Genomic DNA, 26,171 nt, shown 5'->3' with positions numbered 1-26,171 from the left:
ATGGTTGCTTTAAATAAACCTCTTTCCTCGGAAAGGGGTTTATTTAATTTAAAAAAAATAAAGATTCAGGAGGTATTTATGAAACAAAATTCAAAAATTGTGCATATTGGGGTCTGTACAGATGAAAAAACGGGAGCAATAAGCACTCCTGTATATCAATCAGCAACGTTTCGTCATCCCGCTCTTGGTGAGAGCACGGGGTTTGATTATACTCGTAGCCAGAACCCAACAAGAAAAGTATTAGAAGAAGGGATTGCTACACTGGAAAATGGTGCAGTCGGTTTGGCATTTGCTTCGGGGATGGCTGCGATTACGGCTATATTAATGTTGTATAAGACCGGAGATCACTTGGTGGTTGTAGAAGACTGCTATGGTGGTACATATCGGGTCATTGATAAAATATTTAGTAATTTTGGCTTAACAGTAAGTTTTGTAGATGGCAGTAACATAGAAGAAGTTGCACAGAGTATTACACCTGCTACTAAAGCAATATTGGTAGAAACACCTACCAATCCGTTAATGAAGATTGTCGATATTCGTGCTATTGTAAAATTAGTCAAAGGAAACAATATTCAAGTTATCGTTGATAATACGTTCTTAACACCATATTTTCAACGTCCCTTAGATTTGGGAGCTGATGTGGTAATTCACAGTGGCAGTAAGTATTTAGCGGGTCATAACGACTTGGTCTGCGGATTAGTTGTTGCTCGGGATGCCGATTTAGGTGCCTCGATACGTTACATCCAAAATTCAACAGGAGGAATTTTGGGACCTAATGATAGTTGGCTATTGATTCGCAGTATGAAAACATTGGCATTGCGGATGGAAAAGCATAATGAAAACTCGCAAACTATTGCGCAGTGGCTGACTCGTCATCCCAAAGTTGTTAAGGTGTACTACCCAGGATTAGCTGATCATCAAGGCAAAGATATACATGATAGTCAATCATCTGGTTATGGCGGTATGCTGTCTTTTGTAGTAGATCATCCGGAAAGGGTTAAGCAAGTACTGCGTAAAGTACAAATGATTCGCTTTGCAGAAAGCCTTGGTGGAGTAGAATCTCTGATCACTTTACCGGCGGTTCAAACTCATGCTGACGTGCCGATTGAGGTTCGTGAACGTTTGGGAATATCCGATTGTTTATTACGCTTATCAATCGGAATTGAAGATGCCAATGATATCATTAATGACTTAGAACAAGCATTAGCAGATTAAAACCCATCGTTATAGAAAAAAAGTACTAGTCATAGAATCTTTAAGAGGTGAATAAGGTGAAAGAGAAAGATTTTGCTACAAAATTATTGCATGTCGGAGTGGAAATAGATGCCCATACGGGAGCGGTGAGTACACCGATCTATCAGGTTTCCACTTTTCATCAGAATATTGATCAGCCACAAGAATATGAATATTCTCGGTCGGGTAATCCCACACGTAAGGCGCTGGAAACAACTATCGCTGAATTAGAAGAGGGAATTGCCGGTTTTGCATTTGCCTCTGGTATTGCTGCTGTTTCAACTGCACTATTATTATTTCAGCAGGGAGATCATATCTTGGCACCGAAGGATGTGTATGGCGGTACCTATCGCTTGTTAAGCAAGGTGTGTGGTAAATGGGGAATTGACCATACGTTTGTTGATACTACCGATTTAAAAGAAATTGAAAAAGCTGTAAAAAGCAATACAAAGGCGATCGTATTGGAAAGTCCATCAAATCCTTTGCTAAAAGTAAGTGATTTGCCGCAAATTTGTGCTTGGGCGAAGAGCAAAGGTATTATTACCATTGTAGATAATACTTTTATGACACCTTATTTACAAAGACCTTTAACCTTTGGCGCCGATATTGTAGTGCATAGTGCCACTAAGTTTTTAGCTGGGCATAGTGATGTAGTAGCTGGATTGATTGCGACCAATAGTAAAAAACTTGCCGATGAATTGTATTTTTTGCAAAATGCATTAGGTGCCGTTTTGGGACCTCAAGATTGTTGGTTAACAATGAGGGGAATCAAAACATTAAAAGTGAGAATGGATCATTCACAACAGGCGGCATTAAAAATTGCTAAAGCACTAGCTGAACATCCAAATGTGAAAGCCGTTCACTACCCGGGCTTACCAGAAGATCCCGGATATGAATTATTAAAAGGGCAAGCTGCAGGATTTGGTGCTGTATTATCATTTGAAGTGGAATCCGCTGCGCTAGCAAAGCGAATTATGCGGAATGTGAAGCTGTCAGCAGTTGCTGTGAGTCTTGGCAGTGTGGAATCTATTTTGTCTTATCCTGTATCCATGTCTCATGCAGCCATAGAACCTCATGTTCGCCAGGCACTAGGTATCAGTGATGGTTTATTGCGATTATCTGTAGGCTTAGAAGATGCAAATGATCTTTTGGCAGATTTAACATCGGCAATGGAGGAGTAAGAGTATGCAAGAAAAAATCTCATTTCCTGCAAAAGCATTAGCAGTAATTGATCAGAGTATACAAAATATTAGTTTTGGTGAGATTGTTCTAATTGTTCAAGACGGACATATTATTCAAATTGAACGTACAGAAAAAATTATTATTTCTAGTCAGAAGAACTTTCAGCAAGGGAAAAAGAATACAGAAGAAATTAACCTTCTTCGTAAAAAAATTTTAGGGGAATTATCGCATTTACAATATGGTCAACTAGTTGTAAAAATCAAGGATGGTAAGGCAGTGCAGATTGAAAAAACAGAAAAACGGCGTTTCCCAGAGGTAGAAGGTGTTTATGGTGATGGTATATAAAAGCAGGTGACATAGGTGAAATTTCACAGGTCAAGACTCGTATTTCAACGCAATTTTACTTTTTAAAATATAATATTAAATTGACAAAGTGGAGTATTTATGATTAAATATGCTTATAATATTATTAGTTAGCCGATTAGAAAACTGAAGGCTAAGGAAATGTTCTTTTGTAGGACTTCCTTAGCCTTTTTCTTTTCTGTCAAAAAAATAAATATAAAAATAAAAAATGGGGGTCGTGTAACATGGCTAAGATTGCAAAACAGTTGACTGATCTTATTGGCAATACGCCGCTGCTGGAACTTACTAAATATAATGGTGAAAAGGGCTTGGCTGCAAAAGTAATTGCTAAATTAGAGTATTTCAATCCGCTCAGCAGTGTAAAAGATCGTATTGGTTACGCTATGATTGCGGATGCAGAAAAGCAAGGATTAATTAATAAAGATACAATAATAATTGAACCTACCAGCGGTAACACTGGTATTGCTTTAGCCTTTGTAGCTGCAGCACGAGGCTATAAATTAGTATTGTGTATGCCAGATACAATGAGTATCGAAAGACGGAATCTTTTAAAAGCTTTAGGCGCTGAACTGGTATTAACTCCTGGGGCAGAAGGGATGAAAGGAGCTATCGGTAAGGCAGAGCAACTGGCTGCAGAAAATAGCAACTCCATTATCCTACAACAATTTAAGAACCCATCCAATCCGGAAATACATAGGCAGACTACTGCTGAAGAAATCTGGAGAGACACGGATGGAGAAGTCGATATCTTTATTTCTGGTGTAGGTACTGGCGGTACGATCACAGGTGTGGCTGAAGTACTAAAGAAAAAGAAACCAAGTGTTAAGATTGTTGCTGTTGAACCTTTTGATTCACCTGTTTTATCAGGAGGCAAACCAGGTCCTCATAAAATTCAAGGCATTGGTGCTGGGTTTGTTCCTGCTGTAATTAACCTTGACGTTATAGATGAAATTTTTGGTGTTCGTAATGAAGATGCTTTTGCAACTTCCAGGGAACTTGGTAAAACAGAAGGCTTATTAGTAGGGATTTCAAGCGGTGCAGCAGTTTATGCAGCTGTTCAGATCGCAGCACGTCCTGAGAACAAAGGAAAAAACATTGTTGTCTTATTGCCTGACTCAGGAGAACGATACTTGTCTAATCCAGAGCTTTTTCAACAAGAGTCTTAAGATATAGCTTTGATATAGACATTTAGCTCGCAGCTTATTTATAAAGAAGACTTGATTCAGATGGAGTTTTAACTCCACCTGAATCTTTAGTCGCACTTATACAGGGACCTAGTCGCTCTTAAGTCCCGCTTGGAGAAGATGGGAGTCTTAGAGCGACTTGGTCATCGGATAAAAGAGAACGAATGCCATAGTTTATTTCAAGTATCCCAATTTCCTTATACGCTTGTTGGGATACTTTGTTATGAATTGTGGCATTTTGTGTTGCGCGGAAATTAGAATTCCAAGGGAAGGAAACTTGAAATGAGAGAATTTTCAGCGAATACGCATAAATATAATTCCTCGTCATTGTCAGGTACCATTTGGAATGGTATAATGAATTGAATTAAAAGTAGCTCTGCCTTGTGTACAGCAGAGCTTTGTTTAAGTTTGTGCTTTGACCATCATTCAGTATATGTAGGACGGTGAATGTAATATGAAAATTATTGATTTACATTGTGATACAATACTGCACTTAATGGATCAACCGCATTTGAATTTATATCATAATAATCTAAGTGTAGATATAGAAAAATTACAAGCTGGTAATGCTTTGGCACAATTTTTTGCATTGTATATTGATTTAGCAAAGCAAGAAAATCCATTACAGTATTGTTTAAGTATGGTTGATGTTTTTCATCGAGAGATGAAGATTCAGCAGCCATATATTGCCCTAGCACAGAATTATCAGGATCTGCTTTTTAATCAGCAAGCTGGAAAAATATCTGCCTTTCTTACGATTGAAGAAGGGGGAGCTTTACAAGGGCGCTTGGAGAATCTGCGGAATTTTTATCGGTTGGGTGTGCGGCTACTGACATTGACTTGGAATTACCCTAATGAGATTGGTTATCCCAATGTTGAAGAACGGTATGGGGTGCAGGGCTTAACGGATTTTGGTAAAGAAGTAGTTGCCCAAATGAATCATTTAGGTATGATTATTGATGTTTCTCATCTTTCTGATCAAGGATTTTATGATGTTGCTGCCTTGTCAAACAAGCCTTTTGTTGCTTCCCATTCTAATGCCCGTGCAATCAGAGGACATCGGCGTAATCTAACTGATGATATGATTACTCTGCTGGCGCAAAAAGATGGAATCATGGGGATCAATTTTTCAGGAAACTTTTTGGCTGGATCAAATTGGAGCAAAGTGGATGATATGGTACGCCATATTAAACATGTTGTGAAGATCGGCGGTATTGATGTGGTGGCTTTAGGAACAGATTTCGATGGTATTGAATACCAGTTGGAAATCTCTCATCTTGGTAATATTGATAAATTGATAAATGCACTTGTTTGCAATGGGTTTACCACAGGCGATATCGAAAAAATTTGTTATAAGAATGCAATAAGAATTATAAAAGAATGTTTATGAAATTCGTACTTTGGAGGCAGAAATGAAGCATATTCGCGAAAATATTGGTTTCCATGATTCACAAAATAAACGACAGCAGATACTTGAGGCAGCTTATGCTGTATTTTCCAGCAAAGGTTACCATCGAGCTACAGTAGATGAAATTATTGCTTTAGCCGATACTGGCAAAGGTACAGTATACAATTATTTTGTCAATAAAGAACAGCTTTTTTATACCTTGATTAAGGAATGTAGTATGCCTTTTCAAGTCATTATTGAAGGTATTGTTAATTCTTCTGATCCTCCTTTAGAAAAGGTAGAAACAATAATTAAAGCATTTCTGGAGTTTTATGCAAAGCATGCTAACTTATGGCGTGTTATGATGCATGAAGTACGTGGATTTGGTGCTGCCGGATCATCGAATTTTACCCAAGAGCAGTTAGATAAATATCAAGCCTGTTTTTGTGAGACGATTGGTATGATTGAAAAAGTACTATTAGAAGCCCAAAGCAAAGGATTTATTCGTGAAAGCTGTGATGCTACAAGGGCTGCTCATGGTTTGTTTAGTGTTATCGTTACCTTTGTATTTCGCGATTTTGTGGATAAAAATATTGGTGAAACAGCACATACTATTACTGAACTTTTTTTGTATGGTGCAGCTGATCGGTAAAAAAATTTGGAAATAATTGACTCGGCAGTCAAGGGCCCAAAGCAGTTATGATAGAATAAAAATGAGGACTTGACCCATAGGGTCAAGTCCTTATTTTTATATGATTTTTTGCTACGGAGCTTTAGCTTTAATTAAGTTGTTTGGTTATGAAAAACACGACCGCTAATAAAGGAAAAATAACCAGCAGCAACGGATTTCCGCTTTGAAATAAGAGAAATAATAAGCTAGTAGCTAATAAAGGAATAACTACCCAAATACAGAAGGCGGAAAAGAGATCGCTGATCCTTTCTCTGGCCATAGTGAAAACCCCCCTGCTGTGGTATTATCCGTACAATGTTCATTGAACTATTCAATGTGACAAGCACATTGGTTGATGTTATACATATGAAAATATGGATTCCACTATCTTGTACATTGGCAGATCTTCTTCATTGTTCAATGGAATCACCCCCTATGCTAATATCATACAATTTCTTTAAAAAGGATTGTATTTATTAAGCTTGTCTTTAGTATAATACAAAGAAAAACATTCTTCAAGAGCTTTGAATGTATACATGAAGAATATTTTAATAGTATATAAAAATACAATAGAATACAATATGAATTGGTTTTTTGAAAATTTATAGATATATAGTAAATTAGGCCATAAGCAGGATTTTCTTTCATTTTTGTATAAAATAAGAGATGGGATAAAATTGATGTGAAAATCCGGGAGGTAAAAAATGTTATTTGATAGCCATATGCACACCTGTTTTTCTACAGATTCAAAAATGGAAATGACTGATGCTGTAGCAAGGGCAGAGAAATTAAATATAGGAATTATTGTTACGGAACATATGGATATTGCATATCCTGAACCGATGGCTTTTATTTTTGATGTAGAAAAATATTTTTCCCAGTATGCTGCGTATCGTAATGAAAAAGTTCTGCTAGGTATAGAAATAGGTATGCGTTCGGATTGTTTAGAAGAAAATTGTCGATTGGTAGAGAGGTATCCTTTTGACTATGTCATTGGATCAGTACATGTAATTGATAATATTGATCTATATACTCCAGACTTTTATCAAGGAAGAAGTAAACAAGAAGTGTATGAACATTATTTTAATGCTATGAAACAATGTGTGACCTGTTATGATGGTATCCATAGTTTAGGGCATATTGATTATATTGCCAGATATGCACGTTTTGCAGACCCAGAAATCTACTATAATGAATTTAGTGATAGTATTGATGAGATTTTAACGGTTTTAGCCCAGAAAGAAAAAGCCCTGGAGATTAATACTAGGCGCTTGGGGAATAAAGCAGCAGTAGAGACGATATTGCCGGTCTATAAGCGCTTTTATGAACTGGGAGGACGTATCGTAACAATTGGGTCCGATGCTCACCATGTTAAAGATGTTGGCAGAGATCTACAGGTAGGGTTAGAGATTGCGGAACGCTCCAATCTGAATGTTGTATACTTCAAAGAAGGGAAGGCTCAGTTTCAGAAATAAACGAATGGTAGCTCCCTCGAATCGCCAGATGGTAAAAATATCCCCTCCATATATTCTCATGGAGGGGATATTTTTACCAAGCTGTTATTACGGTACCTTGAAAATGTTCATCCACAAAGGTTTTAATCTCTTGTGATTGATAGGCTGTAACGATTTTTTCCAGGTCCTTATGATTGATATTTTTAGCACCAGCGACTAAAAGATTTACATATGGTGAATATATATCTTCCAATGCTAGTGCATCTTTGGTTGGCAGCAAGTCAATTTTTGCAGCATAATTGGCATTGATAAGGACAATATCTACCTTATCGATCATCGAAGTGATCTGTGTGGCATCCATTTGTATAAAACTAAGATTCTTAGGATTCTCAACAATATCATCAAGGGTTCTTAGAGAATCTGTTGTTTTTCTGCAGACAATAAGACCGGCTTTTTCCAATAACAGCAGGGCCCGGCTGCCATTCCATAAATCCTGAGGAATAGCAACTTTACTGCCTGTTGGCAATGCGCTAAGATTATGTATTTTTTTAGCATAGATCCCCATTGGTAATAGAAACGTTTTAGCAATCGGAACAATTGCATAGTTGTGATCATCGAGTACTCTATCAAGATAAGGTTGATTCTGAAAACTATTAAGACTTATTTCTCCGCGGTGTAAAGACTCATTAAGCTTGCTGTAATCAGTAAATACAACAATTTGCAGATCAATACCATCTTTTGCGACGATCGTTTTAACTAGGTTCATAATTGCAAAATGGGGACCGGCCGTAACCCCTACTTTTATTGGTCTATATACACGAATCATATGCAATGAACTATGCCATGACAGCAATGCCGCGATACTTGCCAGTATAAAAAAAGTAGTGACGATTTGTAACCGCTTCCCCATAAAGGTTCCCTCCAGAATGATTAGAATGCTGGTATTACAGCACCTTGATATTTTTCGTTAATGAATTTTTTAACTTCGTCAGATGTTAGAGCTTTTGTTAATTTCTGAATTTCAGGGCGATTTTCGTCACCTTTACGTATGGTCAAGATATTAGCATAAGGAGAATCTTTTGGTTCGAGGAATAGAGCATCCTTAGTTGGTACTAATTTAGCTTCCAGAGCATAGTTGGTATTGATAACAGCAATGGTTACATCTTCAAGTACACGAGGAAGTTGAGGAGCCTCTAATTCACTAATTTGAATGTTTTTAGAATTGGTTACAATATCACTTACAGTAGCGCTAACGCCTACGCCGTCTTTTAATTTAATAAGTCCTGCCTTTTCTAAGATAGCTAGAGCACGACCGCCATTTGTAGGATCGTTAGGAATAGCTACTTTAGCGCCAGTTGCCAATTCATTCAAATTTTTAATTTTCTTTGAATAAATTCCCATTGGTTCAATGTGAATGGCAGCAGTGTAGGTTAATGCCAAATTACGTTCTGTTGAGAATTTATTTAAGTAAGGAATATGCTGGAAGAAGTTTGCATCCAATTCTTTTTCGGCTACTGCAATATTTGGTTTTACATAATCTGTAAACTCAACAATCTGTAAGTCGATTCCCTCTTTAGCTAAGATTGGTTTTACTACATTTAAAATTTCCGCATGAGGAACAGGAGTAGCACCAACTTTTAATACAGTAGTTTTAGCAGCAGGAGAAGCAGGAGCTTCTTTTTGACCGCAACCGCTTACTAATAGTCCTAGACTAAGAATTCCAATAAGAACAAGAAATAGCTTTTTCATAATAATAACCCTCCTAAGTGTATTTGGTGTTTTTTATAGAAAGCCTAAATCAGTAAATTAGGCTGCTTCTATTTCTTGTTTAGACGGTTCGATATATAGTCACCAGTGGATTGAACAATTTGTACTTGAGCAATTAAAATAACCACTGTAATTAACATGATATCGGCGCGAAAGCGCTGGTAACCATAACGAATTGCTAAATCACCTAAACCACCACCGCCAATTGCTCCTGCCATTGCTGAGTAGCCAATTAGACTAATAATAGTGAGGGTGAGTCCTAGAACAATCGCAGGTAAGGACTCAGGAATGAGAACCTTTGTAATGATTTCTCTTGGGGATGCTCCCATAGCTTGGGCAGCTTCGATTACGCCGTAGTCCACTTCTTTAAGGGCTGATTCTACTATACGAGCCACAAAAGGAATGGCAGCAATACTTAATGGTACAATGGCAGCATTTGTTCCAATGGATGTACCTACTAGTAACCTGGTTACCGGTATAATTGCCACCATTAGAATAATAAATGGTGTAGAGCGGGTTGCGTTTACAATAGCACCTAAGATTCGATTGAGAGGCGTATTCTCTAAAATATGTCCCTTATTAGTAGTAACTAGTATAATTCCTAGGGGTATGCCTAACAGCGCAGAAATAAAACTAGAAACAGCAACCATATACGTGGTTTCCCATAAAGACTTAGCCAACAGCACGAGCATTTCTTGCGACATAACCAATCACCTCAATTCCTAATTCACGTGTTTTTAAATAACTAAGGGCTTGCTGCAAAGAGGCTTGCTCACCCGATAATTCTACAATTAATGTACCGAAAGGTATTGTTTGAATATGATCAATATTTCCGTACAAAATACTAGCATCAATAGTAAAGCGGCGAATCATGCTGGAAATAACCGGCTCTTCTGTAGAATGTCCAATAAAAGACAAGCGCAATATTAAATTACTATCAGCAGATGGTTCCGATGCCAGAGTAATCTCTTTGAAAAAGTCAGGCAGGTTATGATTAATAATAGAGCTAATAAATTCCTTTGTGGTATTGGATTGCGGTTGGGTAAAAATATCAATTACCTTACCTTGCTCAATGATCTTACCACCCTCAATTACAGCGACTTGGTTACAAATTTCTTTAATAACCTGCATTTCGTGGGTAATGAGGACGATGGTAAGTTGGAACTTACGATTGATATCCTTTAAGAGCTCTAAAATCGATTTTGTGGTTTGAGGGTCGAGAGCTGAAGTCGCTTCATCGCATAATAATACTTTAGGATGGTTAGCCAAAGCTCTTGCAATGCCTACTCGTTGTTTTTGTCCGCCACTTAATTGTGCTGGATATTGATCTTTTTTATCACTTAACCCTACCAATTCTAATAGATGCAATACCTCTTTATTAATATCTTCTTTACTGCGTTTCGCCAATTCCAAGGGGAAGGCTATGTTTTGGTATACAGTACGTGAAGATAATAGATTGAAATGTTGAAAGATCATGCCAATCTTTTTACGCTGTTCTCGGAGTTCTTGCTCGTTTAATGAAGTTAATTCTTGACCATCTACTGTAACAATACCTTTAGTAGGGCTTTCTAGCATATTGATGCAGCGGACTAATGTGCTTTTCCCCGCACCGCTGGTTCCAATAATGCCGAAAATTTCTCCTTGTTTCACTGATAAGTTAACGCCTCGTAAGGCATGAATTGTACCGTTGTCGCTTTGATAGACCTTTTCTATATCTTGTAGTTTAATCAATGGAATAGCTCCCTTCCTATTATTTCTGAAATAACAAAAAAACCGCTCCATAAATGAAGCGTGTTATCAAACTGAATTGCGCTTCATCTATCAGGAATCAATCCTGTGGATTTGGCACCGTTTCACAAGTGAATGGTTGCCGCAGCTTCATTGGGCCATTCCCTCAACTGCTCTTGATGAAAGATATTAACTTACTAATAAACATATTAGCAGTTCTATAAAATAGTGTCAAGAAAAAAATGACTTTGCAAATGGGAAATCATAATGTTATAATTTCACTAAGTAAAGCTTAAAAGTAATAAAGGATTTAATAGAATGGGGGAAAGAAAAATGCCTACAAATCCCAAATTGAAAGATGACTTAACGGATCAGTTATTTCGTTCTATTTTATTTTTAGAAAATCAAGAAGAATGTTATCAATTTTTTGAAGATATTTGTACCGTAAGTGAATTAAAATCTCTCGCCCAACGCATGGAAGTAGCTCGTATGTTAAGAGCTGGCCATACGTATGATGACATTGTAGACAAAACAGGAGCTAGTACTGCAACAATTAGTCGGGTAAAGCGTTGTTTACACTATGGTGCTGATGGGTATAAGTTTATGTTAGAAAGACTCGAAGGTCAAAAAGATCATAAGTAAACAGCATGCAAAGTATTATCTAAGAGAACATTAAATTACTGGGATAGGGGTGTTTCTATTTATGAAGCAACATGAATTTGTTCCTCAGGTTCCATATGGAACAAGAGATTTCTTACCGAGAGAGGCTAGTCAGAAACGTGCTGTGGAAGGGGCTTTGGCTCAGTTATTTGCAAATTGGGGATATGATGAAGTTGTTACTCCCACAATTGAATATTTGGAAACGATGACTGTTGGAGTAGGAAACGACTTAGATCAGCATATGTTTAAATTCTTTGATAAAAATAATCGTATATTGGCACTTCGCCCAGATATGACAACTCCTATGGCCCGTGTGGCGGCTACCCGATTTAAAGGTAGTCCAAGCCCAATGAAACTGTTTTATATAACGAATGTCTTTCGCTATGAACAAGCTCAAGCAGGCAGGCAATGTGAATTTTATCAGGCCGGAGTGGAAATTATGGGTGCATCAGAGCCGGCAGCTGATGCCGAGGTCATTGCATTAGCAGTGGAATCGATGTTGAAATCTGGTTTGCAGAAATTTCAAATTGGTTTAGGGCAAGTTGATTTTATTAATGGAATTATGGAGCAGAGTGAACTTTCTCTCGTGCAAAGGCAGCAGATTAAACATGCAATGGTAACGCGTGATTTAGTGGGATTAGGTGAAATACTTGTTAAGAGTGGTCTTAGCCAAAGTGATCAGACTTTACTGAAACATATTCCATTACTTCATGGCAGAGAAGATATGCTCAAACAGGCCTATAGTATGGTAACAAATGATAAAAGTCGTAGAGCCTTAGATAACTTAGCCAATATTTATCACCTATTAGAAAACTATGGTGTTTCCCAATATGTTGACTTTGATTTAGGAATCATTCGTGATTTTGAATATTATACAGGAATGGTATTTGAAGGTTATACGCCAGGACTTGGATTTCCAATCTGTGGTGGTGGGCGGTACGATACTATGTTAAATTCATTTGGGATGAATTGTGGGGCTACTGGCTTTGCCTTAGGTATTGAACGAGTACTATTAGCATTAGAGCGCCAGGGGATTGACGGTACTCAAAATTGTAAAGGTATTTACATTGGATGGAATAAAGAAAACCTGGTGAAAGCAATAAAACAGGCTGATACTTTGCGTGATTCAGGTTGCAGCGTAGAATTAGCCGTTATTCCAGAATCTTGTGCACAAGCAAAAGAGAGTCAGAAAAGTAAAGGGTATGAAAAGCTGGTGTATGTAGAATAATGGGTGGATCAACAGATGTTATATAGAATAAAACAGGTGTTTGCTGCACTTACCGCTTCGATTACACCAAAAGATAGAGAATTTATTGAACAGCATTTAAGCTCAAAAGCGCAAAATTTGTTTTGGGCGATGAATGTGCCAGATCAGCGGCACGTTCTGAATGTGGCATATACAGCACTGCATTTGGCAGATAATCATTCAAATGTAAATAGTAAACTATTGGTGAAATGTGCCTTGCTTCATGATGTGGGAAAAGTGAAAGGCGATGTTAGTACAGTTGATAAAATCATAACTGTTATAGGGGATTATTTTTTTCCTAATCAATTAAGAAAATGGGGAAAGCAGGGGCGAGGAAGTAAGGTCGCAAATCTTCGCCATGCTTTTTATATTTATTTTCATCATGCTGCTATTAGTGCTGGTATGTTGAGGGAAATTGGTGAGAGTCCTGAGATGATTGAAATAATTGCTAAACATCATAAAACTCCAGCAGAAAATGATCCACTGGAGTTAACGCTGCTTAGAGAGTCTGACAGTATGCATTGAAAAAAGTTAATAACCCTTTACCTTATCAATGATATTTAACATTTCTTTGTTTTGCTGAAATCTGGACAGGTTATCGGCGAAGAGCTTGACAGCTCTGTCCAGGTAGCTTGGTGATAGGGCTGCTACATGGGGGGTAATGATTACGTTTTGCATATCCCATAGAGGGGAAGAATCAGAAAGAGGCTCTTCATCAAAAACATCTAGACATGCACCTTTTATCAAGCCTTGCTCTAAAGCGGTTATCAAATCATCTTGTTTAATGATACCGCCTCGGGCAATGTTGATGAAATAAGCAGATGGTTTCATAACGGAAAACTCGTTTATCGTAAATAAATGTTTCGTTTCTTTTAATAAAGGCAGGGCTGTGACTACAAAATCGGAAAATGAAAGTAGTTCATGGAGTTTTTCAGGAGGATAGAGTTCATCAACAAATAGCTCTTTTGTCATGGTTTGTTTGCTGGCGACAACTTTCATTCCCAGACCTTTGGCCTTTTTAGCAATTTCTCGTCCGATACTGCCAAGACCTACGATACCGATGGTTTTGTCATGAATTTCGTCAACGATTGTCCGCTTCCATTGGTGCTTTGCTTGTTGCCGAATAAATACATCCAATCCTCTCGTAAAAACGAGCATCATAGCAAAAACATGTTCTGAAACTGGAATGCCATGAATACCTCTTGAATTGGTTATTATCGTGTTGGCATTTTGAATTTCAGGAAAGATCAAACCTTCAACTCCTGCGCTTAGGCTATGTATCCATGTTAATTTAGGGGCAGCAAGATAGAGGGGACGAACATCCATGGACCCCCAAGGAACTAAAATATCAATGTCTCGAATGTGCTCTGCAGCTTTTTCATAATCACATGTTATGATATTGCTGTTAGGAGCACTACTTTGAATTATTTTCATATGACGGTCTGCTAAGTTGTTGATTACAAGAATATTTAAGTTGGGCATAATATGACACCCCTTTATGTATATTTTAAAACTGAATCATAGGGTCTATAATTTACTGGTTCAAAATAAAAGTTTTAGCATTCTTATGAAAGATGATTCTACATATGCATCTAAAAATCCTACATTTATATTGACGAATATTTTAACAAATGATAATATAGCACTATGTTAATGCTTTAAATAACTAAAGTAGTTTAGGAGGATCTTCATGACATCAAGTGACATGGATTATCTTACGATCGCTTTGCCAAAGGGGAAACTATTTGCACCTTCGGCAGAAATGTTAGCAAAAGTAGGATGTACAGCAGAAGACCTGAGTGAAAACTCACGTAAATTAGTAATCACCAATGAAAAGGAAAAGTTGCATTTTATCATCACGAAAACAGCAGATTTGCCAACGTATATTGAATATGGTGCAGCCGATATTGGAATTATCGGCAAGGATGTATTATTGGAAGAAGAGAAAGATCTTTATGAATTATTAGATTTGAGATTTGGTTTGTGCCGAATGATGGTGGCGGTGCCAGAAGCTTTAAAACGAGAAAAATTAAGTGATTATGCACATATGCGAGTAGCTACTAAATATCCTCGTATAGCAGAAAGCTTTTTTCATAGTATGGGCATTCAGATGGAATTTATTAAATTGAATGGTTCTATCGAATTGGCACCTATGGTCGGTTTAGCAGAAATTATTGTAGATTTGGTAGAGACAGGACGTACATTAAAGGCGAATAATTTATTGGAAGTTGCGACCATTCAGCCTGTTACAGCTCGCTTTATCGCTAATCGGGTAAGTTTTAAACTGAAGTTTGACCGTATTAATAGAATTACTGAAGAGTTAAGAACCCTGCTGGAAGGTGTGGTGACCCCATGAAAATTGTATATGCAGAAGATAGTACGCTAGAGGAATTAAGCGAACTATTAATAAAGCCGCCTTTTGATCAGGTGATACTAGGAGAAGGCGCGAAGAGTCATATTAAGAAGGTATTCGGCAGTGAATTAACAGCTTCTCAGGTAGTGGATAAAATTATTCATGATGTACGCCTGCAAGGGGATGAAGCAGTACTTCAATATACCCAGGTAATTGATGGTGTAAATTTAAGTGAAGATACATTAGAAGTTACAGAATCGGAATTTCAAGAGGCTTTGGCAAAGGTCGATGAGCAGATATTGACTGCTATACGACAGGCCATTAGCAATGTTAAATCTTTCCATACAGAGCAGCTTCCTAAAACTTGGCTTACCTATCGAGAGCATGGAGCGATGCTGGGACAAAGTTGTATTCCTTTAGAAAGAGTGGGAATGTACGTGCCTGGGGGTACTGCTATTTATCCATCCTCTGTTATTATGAACGCAGTTTCTGCCGCTGTTGCTGGTGTAAAAGAAATTATTATGGTGGTGCCGCCTAGTAAGGATGGCAGCGTTAATCCCAGTATTTTAGCGGCAGCCCGGGAATCGGGTGTGACCAGAGTGTTTAAAGCAGGAGGAGCGCAGGCTATTGCTGCCCTAGCCTTTGGTACCAAGCTGATTCCTAAGGTTGATAAAATCACAGGACCTGGTAATATCTTTGTCACTTTAGCTAAAAAGGCGGTGTATGGACATTGTGATATTGATATGTTAGCGGGACCAAGTGAGATTTTAATTGTTGCGGATGAAACCGCAGACCCTTCGTATATTGCTGCAGATATGCTAAGTCAGGCTGAGCATGATGTATTAGCATCCAGCATTTTAATTACGGATAGCAGTAACCTTGTGAGTAAAGTGGAAATAGAACTTGAGCGCCAGTTGGCTAAGCTGCCTCGCAGGGAAATTGCTAAAGCATCGCTGCAGAAAAATGGATTGATGATTATAACGAAAAACAGTATGCAGGCGATCGAATTGGCCAATATATCAGCACCGGAACATTTAGAGATCATAACAGAGCAGCCTTTTGCCTTGCTGCCTTTTGTAAAAAATGCAGGCGCTGTATTTTTGGGACCTTATTCGCCAGAACCATTGGGGGATTACTTAGCAGGACCCAATCATGTATTGCCAACTGGGGGAACAGCTCGTTTTTATTCCGTGTTAAATGTAGAAACCTTTATGAAAAGAACCAGTTTTATTGCATATAGCCAAAAAGCGCTGCAGGCAGTAGCGAATCAAGTAATTACATTAGCAGAGGCAGAAGGATTACAGGCTCATGCCAATGCTATCAGAGTGAGGGAAAAGAATGATGTTTGATTATCGACCAGGATTAGAAAATATAAAATCCTACTCAGTAGAAGAAAAGGAATGGGATAGCAAGCTTGATGCTAATGAAAGTCCTAATAATTTGCCCCCTTTAGTGCATGAAAGAGTCATGAACCAGATCGAATATATGGCATTTAACCGTTACCCCGATATCGGAATGTTAGATTTACGAGCATTGATTGCAGAAGCTTTTGCGACCACGATTCAAAATATCGTAATTGGTAATGGATCAAGTGAGATCTTGTTGGCCCTATGTCAAACTTTTGGTGGACCAGGAAGGAGCATTATTTTTCCGACCCCCTCATTTTCCATGTATGGTATTTATGCTCAATTAACGGACAGCCAAGCGGTTCCAGTAAAATTAAATGAAGATTTTTCCCTATCACCAGAAAAAGTTGTGGAAGCGGCAGAGCAGTCCAAGGCTAAGTTGATTATTCTATGCAATCCCAATAACCCTACAGGTACAATTATTCCACAAGAAGATATCGAATATATTCTAAGCAAAGTACAATGTCCCGTCGTCGTTGATGAGGCCTATTATGAATTCTATGGTCAATCCGCTGTCAGTCTTATGAAAAAGTATGACCACTTAATTGTAGCAAGAACATTATCCAAAGCCTATGGCTTAGCAGCAATTCGTGTAGGATATATGTTGTCTAATACTGAAATTGTATCTATGGTAAATAAAGTTATGATGCCTTACCACATCAATACCTTGTCTTTGATTACTGCGCAAGTGGTATATCAAATGCGAGATGAGTTTATGCCAATCATTGGGCAGATTATTGGGGAGCGCAAGCGTTTAGCTGATTCGCTGGCTGCAATAGCAGGTATTACAGTCTATCCTTCAGAGACTAATTTTATTTTAATAAAAACAGAGAAAGCACAAAAGCTGAGTGCTTACTTATCTGAGAAAAATATTGGCATAAGAGATTTTAGTACAGCACCTCTTCTTACCAATTGCATTAGAATTACACTTGGAACGCCTTTAGAGAATGATAATGTATACAAGGCTATTAAAACGTTTATGAATGAGTAATATAAGCTATTTATAAATAATAGGAAAGAAGGTTCCAAATGATGCGTACTGCGACAATGAAGCGGCAAACCGCTGAAACAAATATCTCAACCACATTAAATATTGATGGAACTGGTAAAAGTGAAATAGCAACAGGGATTGGTTTTTTTGACCATATGTTACTGCTGCTAACCAAACATGGCTTTATGGATTTGCAGCTCATTGCGCAAGGAGATTTGCAGGTAGATGGACATCATACTGTAGAAGATACAGGTATTGTCTTAGGTCAGGCTTTGGCAAAAGCATTAGGTGATAAAAGTGGTATCAAACGATATGGTACTGCTTTTGTACCAATGGACGAAGCCTTAGCAATGGTGTCCTTAGATATTAGCGGTCGTCCCTTCCTCGTTTTTGATGTAGCGATACCGTCGGAAAGAATCGGTGATTTTGACAGTGAACTGACAGAAGAATTTTTACGGGCCTTATCTGTACATGCAGGGTTAACTTTACATGTGCGCCTATTATCCGGTAAAAATTCTCACCATATTGTAGAAGCGATATTTAAGGCGTTAGGCAGGGCTCTTGATGAAGCTGCATCTATCGATGAGAGAATTGTTGGAGTGATGTCGAGTAAAGGGATGCTATAGGAGGGGTGACTATGATTGCTATTATTGATTATGGCATGGGTAATTTATATAGTGTGGAAAAGGCTTTTGTTAAGTTAGGGGCAGAGGTTGTAGTTACCAGTGAGCCTAAGATCGTCGCAGCAGCTGATAAAGTAGTACTGCCAGGCGTCGGTGCCTTTGGTGATTGTATGGAGAATCTTAAAGCCTATCACATGATTGATGCCATCCATGAGGTAGTTGCGAAAGGAACACCTTTTCTTTCCATTTGTCTGGGCTTGCAAGTTTTGTTTGAAGGCAGTGAAGAAGATCCGGAAACGAAAGGGCTGGGACTTTTTCCTGGTATGGTACGTAAAATACAGGCTCCTGCTTTAAAAATTCCTCATATGGGGTGGAATAGCCTATCTTTTGCTGCGAAGAGTCCTTTGTTTGAGAATATACCTCAGGAATCCTATGTCTATTTTGTTCACAGTTTCCATGCTGTGCCTGAAGATGCTAGTTTGATTACGGCAGTGGCAGATTATGGCGGCGCTCTAACGGCCGCTGTTGGTCGGGGAAATATACAGGCTGTGCAATTCCATCCTGAAAAATCAGGTAGTATTGGTTTAGCGATGCTGGCTAACTTTAAGGAGTTGAAATCATGATTCTTTTTCCAGCAATTGATATTCGGAATGGAAAATGTGTTCGGTTGACAGAAGGACGTTTCGACAAAGAAACTATATTCGCTGATAATCCTTTGGATATGGCAATTCGTTGGGTAAATGAAGGTGCTGAATATCTACATTTGGTTGATTTGGATGGTGCCTTAGCAGGTAAGCCTGTAAATTTAAGTGTGATTGCTGACATAACAAAAAATGTAAGGATTCCTGTGCAATTAGGTGGTGGTATACGGAATTTAGACACGATTGCACAATTTTTGGAAGTTGGGGTAGCGCGAGTTATTTTAGGGTCAGTTGCTGTTAAGCAACCAGAATTAGTCGCAGCAGCATGTGAGAAATATGGTGATCGTATCGTGGTGGGAATTGACGCTCGCGACGGTGTCGTTGCTGTAGATGGTTGGGGAATTGCAGGTGGTATTGGGGCGGAAGAATTGGCTGAGAAAATGGCCGGGGTTGGTGTAGCACGAATTATTTATACGGATATTTCTCGTGATGGTACCTTGTCAGGGGTGAATATTTCTGCTACGGCAGCCGTGGCTAAAGCCTCTGGGATTCCAGTCATTGCTTCAGGAGGAGTTCGTGATTTATCTGATATTGAGGCTATAAAAAAGGCAACGAGTGATGGTATTGAAGGCGTGATTGTCGGCAAGGCCATTTATACAGGTAGTCTGAACCTTGCTGATGCCTTATGTCTGTTGCGGGGAGAGTGAAATCATGTATACAAAAAGGATTATTCCCTGTCTGGATGTGAAGGATGGGAGAGTCGTTAAGGGTACTAATTTTGTAGGACTTAGAGATGCTGGTAACCCGGTGGAATTGGCATCTATCTACGATAAAGAACTTGCAGATGAGTTAATATTTTTAGATATTACAGCTTCTTGTGAACAGAGAGATACCATGGTACAGATGGTAGAGCAAACTGCATCTCAGGTATTTATTCCTTTTACTGTAGGAGGCGGAATTCGAACAGTTGAAGACATTCGCAAAATGTTAAAAGCCGGTGCAGATAAGGTATCCCTCAATACAGCAGCCATCAAAAGCCCGGAGTTAATTGCCGAAGGAGCAAAGCGCTTTGGTCGTCAGTGTATTGTTTTGGCTGTTGATGCCAGACAAAGAGGTGAAGAAGAGTGGGAAGTGTATATTAACGGAGGACGCACTCCCACGGGGCTGGACGTGTTAGATTGGGTGAAGCAGGCTACAGCGCTGGGAGCAGGAGAAATTCTCTTGACCAGTATGGATAAAGATGGAACGAAAGATGGTTATGATATTAAACTGACCAGGGCTGTTTCGGAAGCTGTAGGCGTACCTGTCATTGCATCCGGGGGCGCAGGGGAACTGGTGCACTTTTATGATGTGCTTACTGAAGGTAAGGCTGATGCCGTATTAGCAGCTTCTGTTTTTCACTTTGGACAATTTACTGTTGGTCAGGTAAAACAATATCTAAAATCAAAAGGTGTGGAGGTACGGCTATGATCAATATAGACGATATTAAATTTGATGATAATGGCTTAATTCCAGCAATTATCCAACAGGAACAAACCGGAATTGTTCTTATGCTAGCCTATATGAATAGGGAATCATTACGAAAGACTATAGAAACAGGAGTTACCTGGTTTTTCAGTCGTAGTCGCCAAAGTTTATGGCAAAAAGGCGAAACTTCTGGACATGTGCAAAAGGTGCAGCAGATATATTATGATTGCGATGGGGATACTCTTTTGATCAAAGTAGAGCAAGTCGGGGTTGCATGTCATGAAGGAACATTGTCTTGTTTCAGGCGTACACTAGACCAGCAGAAAGTGGAAGGCGAAACAGCGGTAACTATACCTTCTGTTTATGGACAATCGGTGTCCACTATCTTACAAGAACTGTATCATGTAGTGAATGACCGCAAGCGCAATCCTCAAGCTGGTTCTTATACCACCTATCTCTTTGATAAAGGTCAGGATAAAATACTTAAAAAAGTTGGGGAAGAGGCAGCCGAAACAATTATCGCCTCTAAGAATAATAGTAAAGAAGAATTACTATATGAAATGGCAGATCTTTGGTATCATTGTTTAGTGCTTTTAGCGTATCATAATGTAAGTATCAGTGAACTTTTGGAAGAGCTGCAAAAAAGAAGGAAATAGTAAAGCGGTTAGTTACCTGTGAAAAATAAGACTGTCAATCCTCAATGAGGCTGTTGGCAGTTTTATTTATTTTACTAAAATGGAAGTAGGGAGGATTTTTTAAAGAGGTGGTGAAAGAATAATGATAGTGTATTTAAAATAATCTATTCATATAAAAGTTAGAGGTGTGATCATGCTAAAATCCATTGGACATGAATTTATGGTGCAAACTCGCTATGAGAATATGGAACAGAAAGACCCTGAGAGTATAGTAGCTCAGCCATCTTTGGAAACGGCTTATGATGAAAAAAACAATATCATTGATTTGCCAATGCCAGAAGAAATTCCACCAATTACAATTGATTTTATGGCCCTGGTTGAACTTAGATCCAGTGTACGTGATTATCAGAATGTGCCAATCAGTTTACTGGAACTATCTTATTTATTATGGTGTACTCAGGGCGTTAAACAAATATTAGGAAATCAGGCTACTCTGCGAACTGTTCCATCAGCAGGTGCGCGGCATGCCTTTGAGACATACTTACTCATTCATAATGTTGAAGGAATCAAACCAGGTTTATATCGTTTTTTAGCCCTTGAGCATAAATTAATGGAAGTAAATTTGGCAGAACATATTTCCACGGAAATAACAAAGGCATGTTTGGGGCAGAAATTTATTGCTAAGAGTGCAGTAACCTTTCTTTGGGCGGCACAAGCCAGTCGTATGAAATGGCGCTATGGGGAAAGAGGATATCGTTACTTGCATCTGGATGCAGGACATGTTTGTCAGAATCTATATTTATCGGCACAAGTTGTTGGCTGCGGAGCATGTGCTGTTGCTGCTTTTGATGATGAGCATCTAAACGCTGTAATAGGACTTGATGGTGAGGAAGAATTTATTATATATGTAGCTGCTTTGGGTAAAAGATAGTCGGCAGAGCTTATTTGGGGCAAAATAAATAAGTAGCAAAAATGTCCAGTGAGAAACAATGTTTTCTCGCTGGATATTTTTTAAAATCACTTTGTTGTTCTTGTTTTTTGTACGTTAGATTTCTATAATAGAGATAACTTGTAGAGAAAAGTAAGGTGGTGTATTTTTGTTATTTAATAGAAGCTTAAAGCTGCAAACTAAGATTATGCTATTAACATTTGCGGTAGTAGCTGCAGCCTTGTTGATTACCAATATATTAATATCCCAGAATATTGAATTTGATGCACAAAAGGGGACTGCCAGGAAAGCTGCGAGTGTGGCTCATCTTATTGTGAAATCTCCTCTTGTAATTGAAGGGTTAGCACAAGATAAAAATATAGATGCTATGCAGACATATGCTAATGAGAGTGGAGTTGCAGCTGAGGTTGAATACATTGTGATTTTAGATATGCAGGGGATTCGCAAATCACATCCTAATTTTGAAAAGATTGGCCAACAATTTGTTGGTGGGGATGAAGAGGACGCGTTAGCAGGCAAAGAATATGTTTCAGTGGCTAAGGGAACGTTAGGAGATGCATTACGGGCATTTGTACCTGTTTTTACTCCAGAGGGAAAGCAGGTAGGGGTAGTAGTGGTTGGTGTCTTAATGGATAATATTAAAATACTGGAGAAAGAGACGCAAAAGGCATTATTTTTGGCAATTATAATTGGTATGATGATTGGTATTATCGGTGCTTATTTACTATCAAAAAATGTAAAAAATATTTTATTTGGTCTTGAGCCAGAGGCGATTGCTAATCGACTGGAGGAACGAAATGCTATGCTGCAGTCGGTATATGAGGGAATTCTTGCTGTCGACAGTCAAGGAGTAATTACCTTGGTAAACGCTGAAACCATTCGCATATTAGGCTTGACAGGCATAGATGATAGTCCGGTAGGTAAATCCATTACAAACTATGTACCAAATACGAATTTACTAGAAGTAATTGAATCTGGTGTGGCGCAAGTAGATCAAGAACAAGATTTCCATGGCTCGCCCGTTATTGCAAACTGCCTCCCTATGATTGTAAATGGAAAAGTGGTGGGGGCTATATCTACTTTTCGGGATAAGACAGAAGTGAAAGATCTTGCAGAGCAGCTTACAGGTGTTCAGGATTATGTAGATGCTCTTAGGGCGCGGGCCCACGAATTTATGAATCAGTTGCATGTTATATTGGGTTTAGTCAAATTGAAAAGTTACTCGCAATTAGCAAATTACATTAATAAAATTACTTCTGAGCATGAAGAGGAAATTAGTTTCGTAACCAAACGTATCAGGGAACCTCTTCTTGCAGGGTTTATTCTAAGTAAGTTAAGCTTATCAAGGGAAAACAATGTGATTATGCATTTAGCAGAAGAAACCTATGTTCCTAAGCCTTGGAATAATGAAGTTATTCATGAAATGGTAACGATTATTGGTAATTTAGTAGAGAATGCTTTTGACGCAGTAAACAACAGTCCTTATAAGGAGATAGAACTGCATATGTATTATGATAAAGGGATATTATCGATTCACGTAAGTGACACAGGTGAGGGAATTTTACCAGAAGTAAGCAGTACTTTATTTAAGAAAGGTATATCCAGCAAGGAGGGGAACCGAGGGTTTGGTCTTCATCTAGTGCAGTGCAGTTTAGAACGCCTTGGAGGGACTATTGATTTTGAAAGTAGACCAGGGGAAGGTACAATATTCATGGTAAATATTCCTTATGAAATAAAGAAGGAAAACGAATAGATTCTAAAAAATAAGTCGTTGTTATAGAAGACGATACTTATTTAAGTTAGTTATTATTTATTAAATATTTATAATGTACAATTATTTTTTTCATTACTTTACAATACAATTATTGATTTTGAGAAAAATTAATGTTTATATATATAAGTGCATACAAATTAAAATAGTGGGGGTGTATAAATATGCAAAATGAAGCGGTGGTAAAGAAGCCGCATGTTGTAATTATTGGTGCTGGTTTCGGAGGAATTCGCACAGCAAGGGCATTAGCAAAACAAGATGTTAAAATTACCCTTATTGATAAGTATAACTATCATTTATTTCAACCCTTATTATATCAAGTGGCAACGGCTGGCTTGTCGGTGGATGACATAGCCTATCCTGTCCGAGCCATCTTTAGAGAGCAAAAGAATGTGGACTTTCGCTTAGCGGAGGTATCGGATGTGGATTTTGATAATAAAGTCGTGAGCATGAATACAGGCAACATTGCTTATGATTATCTGATAGTCGCAGTAGGTGGAATGACAAACTATTTTGGAATGAAATCTATGGAGACCAATGGCTTTGGCATGAAAACCTTAGATGAATCGGTTACTATTCGTAATCATGTACTACGTATGTTTGAATTGGCTGCTCATGAAAAAGATGCTGATAAGCGTCGAGCCTTACTGACCTTTGTGATTGTAGGCGGCGGTCCTACAGGGGTAGAATCAGCTGGTGCTTTATCTGAACTTATTTATCATGTAATGATTCGAGAATATCATCATTTGAACTTTAAAGAAGTACGTATTATGTTGGTTGAAGCTTCTGACAAATTGTTAGCTACTATGCCAGAAGAGCTGCGGGAGGTTACTGTAGAAACCCTAATCCGCAAGCATGTAGAAGTGCGTATGTGTGTTCAGGTTACCGATTATGATGGAGAAAAAATGAGTCTAAAAGGTGGCGAAGTCATTCCAACCCATACTGTCGTTTGGGCAGCAGGAGTAAAAGCCAGTGCTTTGATGGATACGTTAGATGTTGAACAGGCCAGTATGCGGCGAGCTATTGTGAATGATTTCTTACAGCTGCCGAATCGCCCTGAAGTGTTTGTGATTGGTGATGCAGCTCATTATGTACAAGGGGAACGACCCTTGCCCATGATAGCGCCTGTGGCGATACAACAAGCTGATATTACAGCAAAAAATATACGAAACTTAATTCGTGGCAAAGAACTTAAGAAGTTCGTGTACAAAGATGTAGGAAATATGGCAACGATTGGTCGTAATGCAGCTGTGGTGCATATGGGTGCATTCAAAACCCATGGTTTTATTGCTTGGTCTATATGGTCTTTAGTGCATATTTTGCGTCTTATTGATTTCCGTAATCGGGCAGTTGTCTTTGTAAAATGGATGTGGGATTATCTCGTTTATGAAAGAGTAGTGCGTATCATCACTCGGCAATAACAAGCATTCAGAAAATTGCAAGTATACAAATAGAATAGAGTGTATTATAATTAATACACTGTAAGTTATAAGACTTGAACTTTTGCTTAGGGATTGAGGTAAGCATAGGACAAGTCTTTCTGTTTCGATAGAGACTAAATTCCTTTTTCGTAGCATCAGAATTTTATGAGTTTAGGGGAACGTTGAACACAGAGTTCGCAAAGGGCACAGAGATTTTTAACCCTATCTATCTTTTCTCAGTGTCCTCTGTGGTTCGGTTTACTTTATATGTTTTTAAAATTTGTGGTTATGATAGTTGCATTCATGAGAAAATATATGTACTGAGGTAAAAGTGAGCGTTGTAAAGGGGAATCAGAATGATAAAAGTTTTAATTGTAGAAGACGATCCTATGGTTGCGGAATTGAATCGGCGTTATGTTGAACGGGTAGAAGGCTTTTTGTTTTATGGTATCGTAAAAAATGGTGAGGAAGCCTTAGCGACTTTGCGGGCAAAGAATATTGACTTGGTGTTATTAGATATTTTTATGCCGAATATGAATGGATTAGAGCTATTATCTGCTATTCGTCAGCAAGAGTATAGTGTGGATGTTATTGTAGTCTCTGCCGCACGAGATAATCAAAGTATTCAAATGGCTCTTAGAAATGGGGCAGTTGATTATTTAATTAAACCTTTTGAATTTGAACGGATGCAAACGGCATTGATCAATTTTAAAAAACGTCTACAGTTAATACGAGAGGCTTCTAATTTGTCACAAAATCTTTTAGATCAGCAGATCTTTGCAAGACATTCTCAAATTGAAGGGGAGCTGCCTAAAGGATTAGATCGTAATACCATTAAGCGAGTGTGGGAACATATCCTAGAACAGAAAGATGAATTTACGGCTGAGGAAATGGCGAATTATGTAGGATTATCACCTGTTTCGATTCGAAAATATCTTAAGTATTTTCAAAGCGTGGATTTGTTACATGTGGAAATTAGCTATGGTGCTGTAGGAAGACCTGTATATCGATATCGCTGTAATCGTAACCGATAATTGAAA

General features: G+C 38.3%; 28 protein-coding genes and 1 riboswitch. Of the genes, 22 read left to right on the top strand and 6 right to left on the bottom strand.

From position 1 onward, the window contains the following. The first annotated feature begins 78 nt into the window (after nucleotides 1-78). The 6 genes from LMF89_RS07400 to LMF89_RS07425 all read left to right on the top strand — a co-directional run bounded on the left by LMF89_RS07400 (nucleotide 79) and on the right by LMF89_RS07425 (nucleotide 6,001). On the top strand, nucleotides 79-1,215 hold the full coding sequence (locus LMF89_RS07400) for a trans-sulfuration enzyme family protein (protein ID WP_229534524.1): 1,137 nt from the start codon (nucleotides 79-81) through the stop codon (nucleotides 1,213-1,215). Between the two features lie 56 nt (nucleotides 1,216-1,271). Next, nucleotides 1,272-2,414 (top strand): trans-sulfuration enzyme family protein, encoded by a 1,143-nt coding sequence (locus LMF89_RS07405; RefSeq protein WP_229534523.1) that lies wholly within the window; start codon nucleotides 1,272-1,274, stop codon nucleotides 2,412-2,414. A gap of 4 nt (nucleotides 2,415-2,418) precedes the next feature. Beyond that, the gene (locus LMF89_RS07410) at nucleotides 2,419-2,760 is read left to right on the top strand and encodes a YezD family protein (protein WP_007931830.1); all 342 of its coding nucleotides are present in this window, start codon (nucleotides 2,419-2,421) and stop codon (nucleotides 2,758-2,760) included. Nucleotides 2,761-3,002: 242 nt separating this feature from the next. Next, a complete protein-coding gene (gene cysK, locus LMF89_RS07415; protein ID WP_229534522.1) occupies nucleotides 3,003-3,944 on the top strand; it encodes a cysteine synthase A in 942 nt (313 codons plus the stop codon). A 472-nt stretch (nucleotides 3,945-4,416) separates the two neighbouring features. After that, a complete protein-coding gene (locus tag LMF89_RS07420; protein WP_007957688.1) occupies nucleotides 4,417-5,352 on the top strand; it encodes a dipeptidase in 936 nt (311 codons plus the stop codon). Nucleotides 5,353-5,374: 22 nt separating this feature from the next. After that, nucleotides 5,375-6,001 carry a TetR/AcrR family transcriptional regulator gene (locus LMF89_RS07425; protein ID WP_007957685.1) on the top strand — a complete coding sequence of 209 codons (627 nt, stop codon included), beginning with the start codon at nucleotides 5,375-5,377 and terminating at the stop codon, nucleotides 5,999-6,001. Between the two features lie 127 nt (nucleotides 6,002-6,128). On the opposite strand, the gene LMF89_RS07430 is transcribed toward LMF89_RS07425, so the two are convergent. Beyond that, nucleotides 6,129-6,299 carry a hypothetical protein gene (locus LMF89_RS07430; protein ID WP_007957684.1) on the bottom strand — a complete coding sequence of 57 codons (171 nt, stop codon included), beginning with the start codon at nucleotides 6,297-6,299 and terminating at the stop codon, nucleotides 6,129-6,131. A gap of 424 nt (nucleotides 6,300-6,723) precedes the next feature. On the opposite strand from LMF89_RS07430, the gene LMF89_RS07435 reads away from it, so the two are divergent. Continuing rightward, nucleotides 6,724-7,494 (top strand): histidinol phosphate phosphatase, encoded by a 771-nt coding sequence (locus tag LMF89_RS07435; protein ID WP_007957682.1) that lies wholly within the window; start codon nucleotides 6,724-6,726, stop codon nucleotides 7,492-7,494. A 73-nt stretch (nucleotides 7,495-7,567) separates the two neighbouring features. On the opposite strand, the gene LMF89_RS07440 is transcribed toward LMF89_RS07435, so the two are convergent. The 4 genes from LMF89_RS07440 to LMF89_RS07455 form a co-directional block, all read right to left on the bottom strand. Next, nucleotides 7,568-8,383 carry a MetQ/NlpA family ABC transporter substrate-binding protein gene (locus LMF89_RS07440; RefSeq protein WP_229534521.1) on the bottom strand — a complete coding sequence of 272 codons (816 nt, stop codon included), beginning with the start codon at nucleotides 8,381-8,383 and terminating at the stop codon, nucleotides 7,568-7,570. Between the two features lie 20 nt (nucleotides 8,384-8,403). After that, the gene (locus LMF89_RS07445; RefSeq protein ID WP_229534520.1) at nucleotides 8,404-9,222 is read right to left on the bottom strand and encodes a MetQ/NlpA family ABC transporter substrate-binding protein; all 819 of its coding nucleotides are present in this window, start codon (nucleotides 9,220-9,222) and stop codon (nucleotides 8,404-8,406) included. A gap of 68 nt (nucleotides 9,223-9,290) precedes the next feature. Next, on the bottom strand, nucleotides 9,291-9,944 hold the full coding sequence (locus LMF89_RS07450; protein ID WP_007931822.1) for a methionine ABC transporter permease: 654 nt from the start codon (nucleotides 9,942-9,944) through the stop codon (nucleotides 9,291-9,293). Further along, a complete protein-coding gene (locus LMF89_RS07455; RefSeq protein ID WP_007957676.1) occupies nucleotides 9,913-10,971 on the bottom strand; it encodes a methionine ABC transporter ATP-binding protein in 1,059 nt (352 codons plus the stop codon). Before LMF89_RS07455 ends, LMF89_RS07450 begins: the two co-directional genes overlap by 32 nt. A gap of 80 nt (nucleotides 10,972-11,051) precedes the next feature. Continuing rightward, a riboswitch (SAM riboswitch) is annotated at nucleotides 11,052-11,154 on the bottom strand. A gap of 147 nt (nucleotides 11,155-11,301) precedes the next feature. Here LMF89_RS07455 and LMF89_RS07460 point away from each other — a divergent pair. From LMF89_RS07460 to LMF89_RS07470, 3 genes are read left to right on the top strand one after another with little or no spacing between them, the layout of a single operon-like run. Beyond that, nucleotides 11,302-11,610: a YerC/YecD family TrpR-related protein gene (locus tag LMF89_RS07460; RefSeq protein ID WP_229534519.1), complete on the top strand. Its 309-nt coding sequence runs from the start codon at nucleotides 11,302-11,304 to the stop codon at nucleotides 11,608-11,610. A 49-nt stretch (nucleotides 11,611-11,659) separates the two neighbouring features. Then, a complete protein-coding gene (gene hisZ / locus LMF89_RS07465) occupies nucleotides 11,660-12,856 on the top strand; it encodes an ATP phosphoribosyltransferase regulatory subunit (RefSeq protein WP_007957672.1) in 1,197 nt (398 codons plus the stop codon). Nucleotides 12,857-12,871: 15 nt separating this feature from the next. After that, a complete protein-coding gene (locus LMF89_RS07470; protein ID WP_229534518.1) occupies nucleotides 12,872-13,399 on the top strand; it encodes an HDIG domain-containing metalloprotein in 528 nt (175 codons plus the stop codon). A gap of 6 nt (nucleotides 13,400-13,405) precedes the next feature. Here LMF89_RS07470 and LMF89_RS07475 read toward each other — a convergent pair whose 3' ends face one another. Then, nucleotides 13,406-14,356 (bottom strand): D-2-hydroxyacid dehydrogenase, encoded by a 951-nt coding sequence (locus tag LMF89_RS07475; RefSeq protein ID WP_229534517.1) that lies wholly within the window; start codon nucleotides 14,354-14,356, stop codon nucleotides 13,406-13,408. Between the two features lie 208 nt (nucleotides 14,357-14,564). Here LMF89_RS07475 and hisG point away from each other — a divergent pair, with 208 nt between their 5' ends. From hisG to LMF89_RS07535, 12 genes are all read left to right on the top strand, one after another. Next, nucleotides 14,565-15,230 carry an ATP phosphoribosyltransferase gene (hisG, locus tag LMF89_RS07480; protein ID WP_229534516.1) on the top strand — a complete coding sequence of 222 codons (666 nt, stop codon included), beginning with the start codon at nucleotides 14,565-14,567 and terminating at the stop codon, nucleotides 15,228-15,230. Further along, nucleotides 15,227-16,576, top strand: coding sequence for a histidinol dehydrogenase (hisD, locus tag LMF89_RS07485; protein WP_229534515.1), 1,350 nt, complete (start codon nucleotides 15,227-15,229; stop codon nucleotides 16,574-16,576). Before hisG ends, hisD begins: the two co-directional genes overlap by 4 nt. Then, a complete protein-coding gene (hisC, locus tag LMF89_RS07490; RefSeq protein WP_229534514.1) occupies nucleotides 16,566-17,624 on the top strand; it encodes a histidinol-phosphate transaminase in 1,059 nt (352 codons plus the stop codon). Before hisD ends, hisC begins: the two co-directional genes overlap by 11 nt. Before the next feature lie 38 nt (nucleotides 17,625-17,662). After that, nucleotides 17,663-18,250, top strand: coding sequence for an imidazoleglycerol-phosphate dehydratase HisB (gene hisB / locus LMF89_RS07495; protein ID WP_304622597.1), 588 nt, complete (start codon nucleotides 17,663-17,665; stop codon nucleotides 18,248-18,250). 11 nt (nucleotides 18,251-18,261) lie between these two features. Then, on the top strand, nucleotides 18,262-18,870 hold the full coding sequence (gene hisH / locus LMF89_RS07500; RefSeq protein WP_229534513.1) for an imidazole glycerol phosphate synthase subunit HisH: 609 nt from the start codon (nucleotides 18,262-18,264) through the stop codon (nucleotides 18,868-18,870). Continuing rightward, complete coding sequence (hisA, locus tag LMF89_RS07505; RefSeq protein WP_229534512.1) at nucleotides 18,867-19,595, top strand: 1-(5-phosphoribosyl)-5-[(5-phosphoribosylamino)methylideneamino]imidazole-4-carboxamide isomerase; 729 nt, start codon at nucleotides 18,867-18,869, stop codon at nucleotides 19,593-19,595. Before hisH ends, hisA begins: the two co-directional genes overlap by 4 nt. Before the next feature lie 4 nt (nucleotides 19,596-19,599). Beyond that, nucleotides 19,600-20,358, top strand: coding sequence for an imidazole glycerol phosphate synthase subunit HisF (gene hisF, locus LMF89_RS07510; RefSeq protein WP_229534511.1), 759 nt, complete (start codon nucleotides 19,600-19,602; stop codon nucleotides 20,356-20,358). Beyond that, complete coding sequence (gene hisIE / locus LMF89_RS07515; RefSeq protein ID WP_229534510.1) at nucleotides 20,355-21,011, top strand: bifunctional phosphoribosyl-AMP cyclohydrolase/phosphoribosyl-ATP diphosphatase HisIE; 657 nt, start codon at nucleotides 20,355-20,357, stop codon at nucleotides 21,009-21,011. The genes hisF and hisIE overlap by 4 nt, the downstream gene beginning before the upstream one ends. 172 nt (nucleotides 21,012-21,183) lie before the next feature. Then, a complete protein-coding gene (locus LMF89_RS07520) occupies nucleotides 21,184-21,921 on the top strand; it encodes a SagB/ThcOx family dehydrogenase (protein ID WP_229534509.1) in 738 nt (245 codons plus the stop codon). A gap of 166 nt (nucleotides 21,922-22,087) precedes the next feature. Further along, nucleotides 22,088-23,692: a DcuS/MalK family sensor histidine kinase gene (gene dcuS / locus LMF89_RS07525; RefSeq protein ID WP_007957650.1), complete on the top strand. Its 1,605-nt coding sequence runs from the start codon at nucleotides 22,088-22,090 to the stop codon at nucleotides 23,690-23,692. A 182-nt stretch (nucleotides 23,693-23,874) separates the two neighbouring features. Beyond that, the gene (locus LMF89_RS07530) at nucleotides 23,875-25,131 is read left to right on the top strand and encodes an NAD(P)/FAD-dependent oxidoreductase (protein ID WP_229534508.1); all 1,257 of its coding nucleotides are present in this window, start codon (nucleotides 23,875-23,877) and stop codon (nucleotides 25,129-25,131) included. Nucleotides 25,132-25,487: 356 nt separating this feature from the next. Further along, nucleotides 25,488-26,165, top strand: a complete 678-nt coding sequence (locus tag LMF89_RS07535; RefSeq protein ID WP_007957645.1) for a response regulator — start codon at nucleotides 25,488-25,490, stop codon at nucleotides 26,163-26,165. The last annotated feature ends 6 nt before the right edge of the window (nucleotides 26,166-26,171 follow it).

Origin of the sequence: Pelosinus baikalensis (assembly GCF_020819555.1) — a bacterium.
GTDB classification, from domain to species: Bacteria; Bacillota; Negativicutes; order DSM-13327; family DSM-13327; genus Pelosinus; species Pelosinus baikalensis.
The sequence above is the reverse complement of the archived record's forward strand: the minus strand, read 5'-3'. Positions and strand labels throughout refer to the sequence as shown.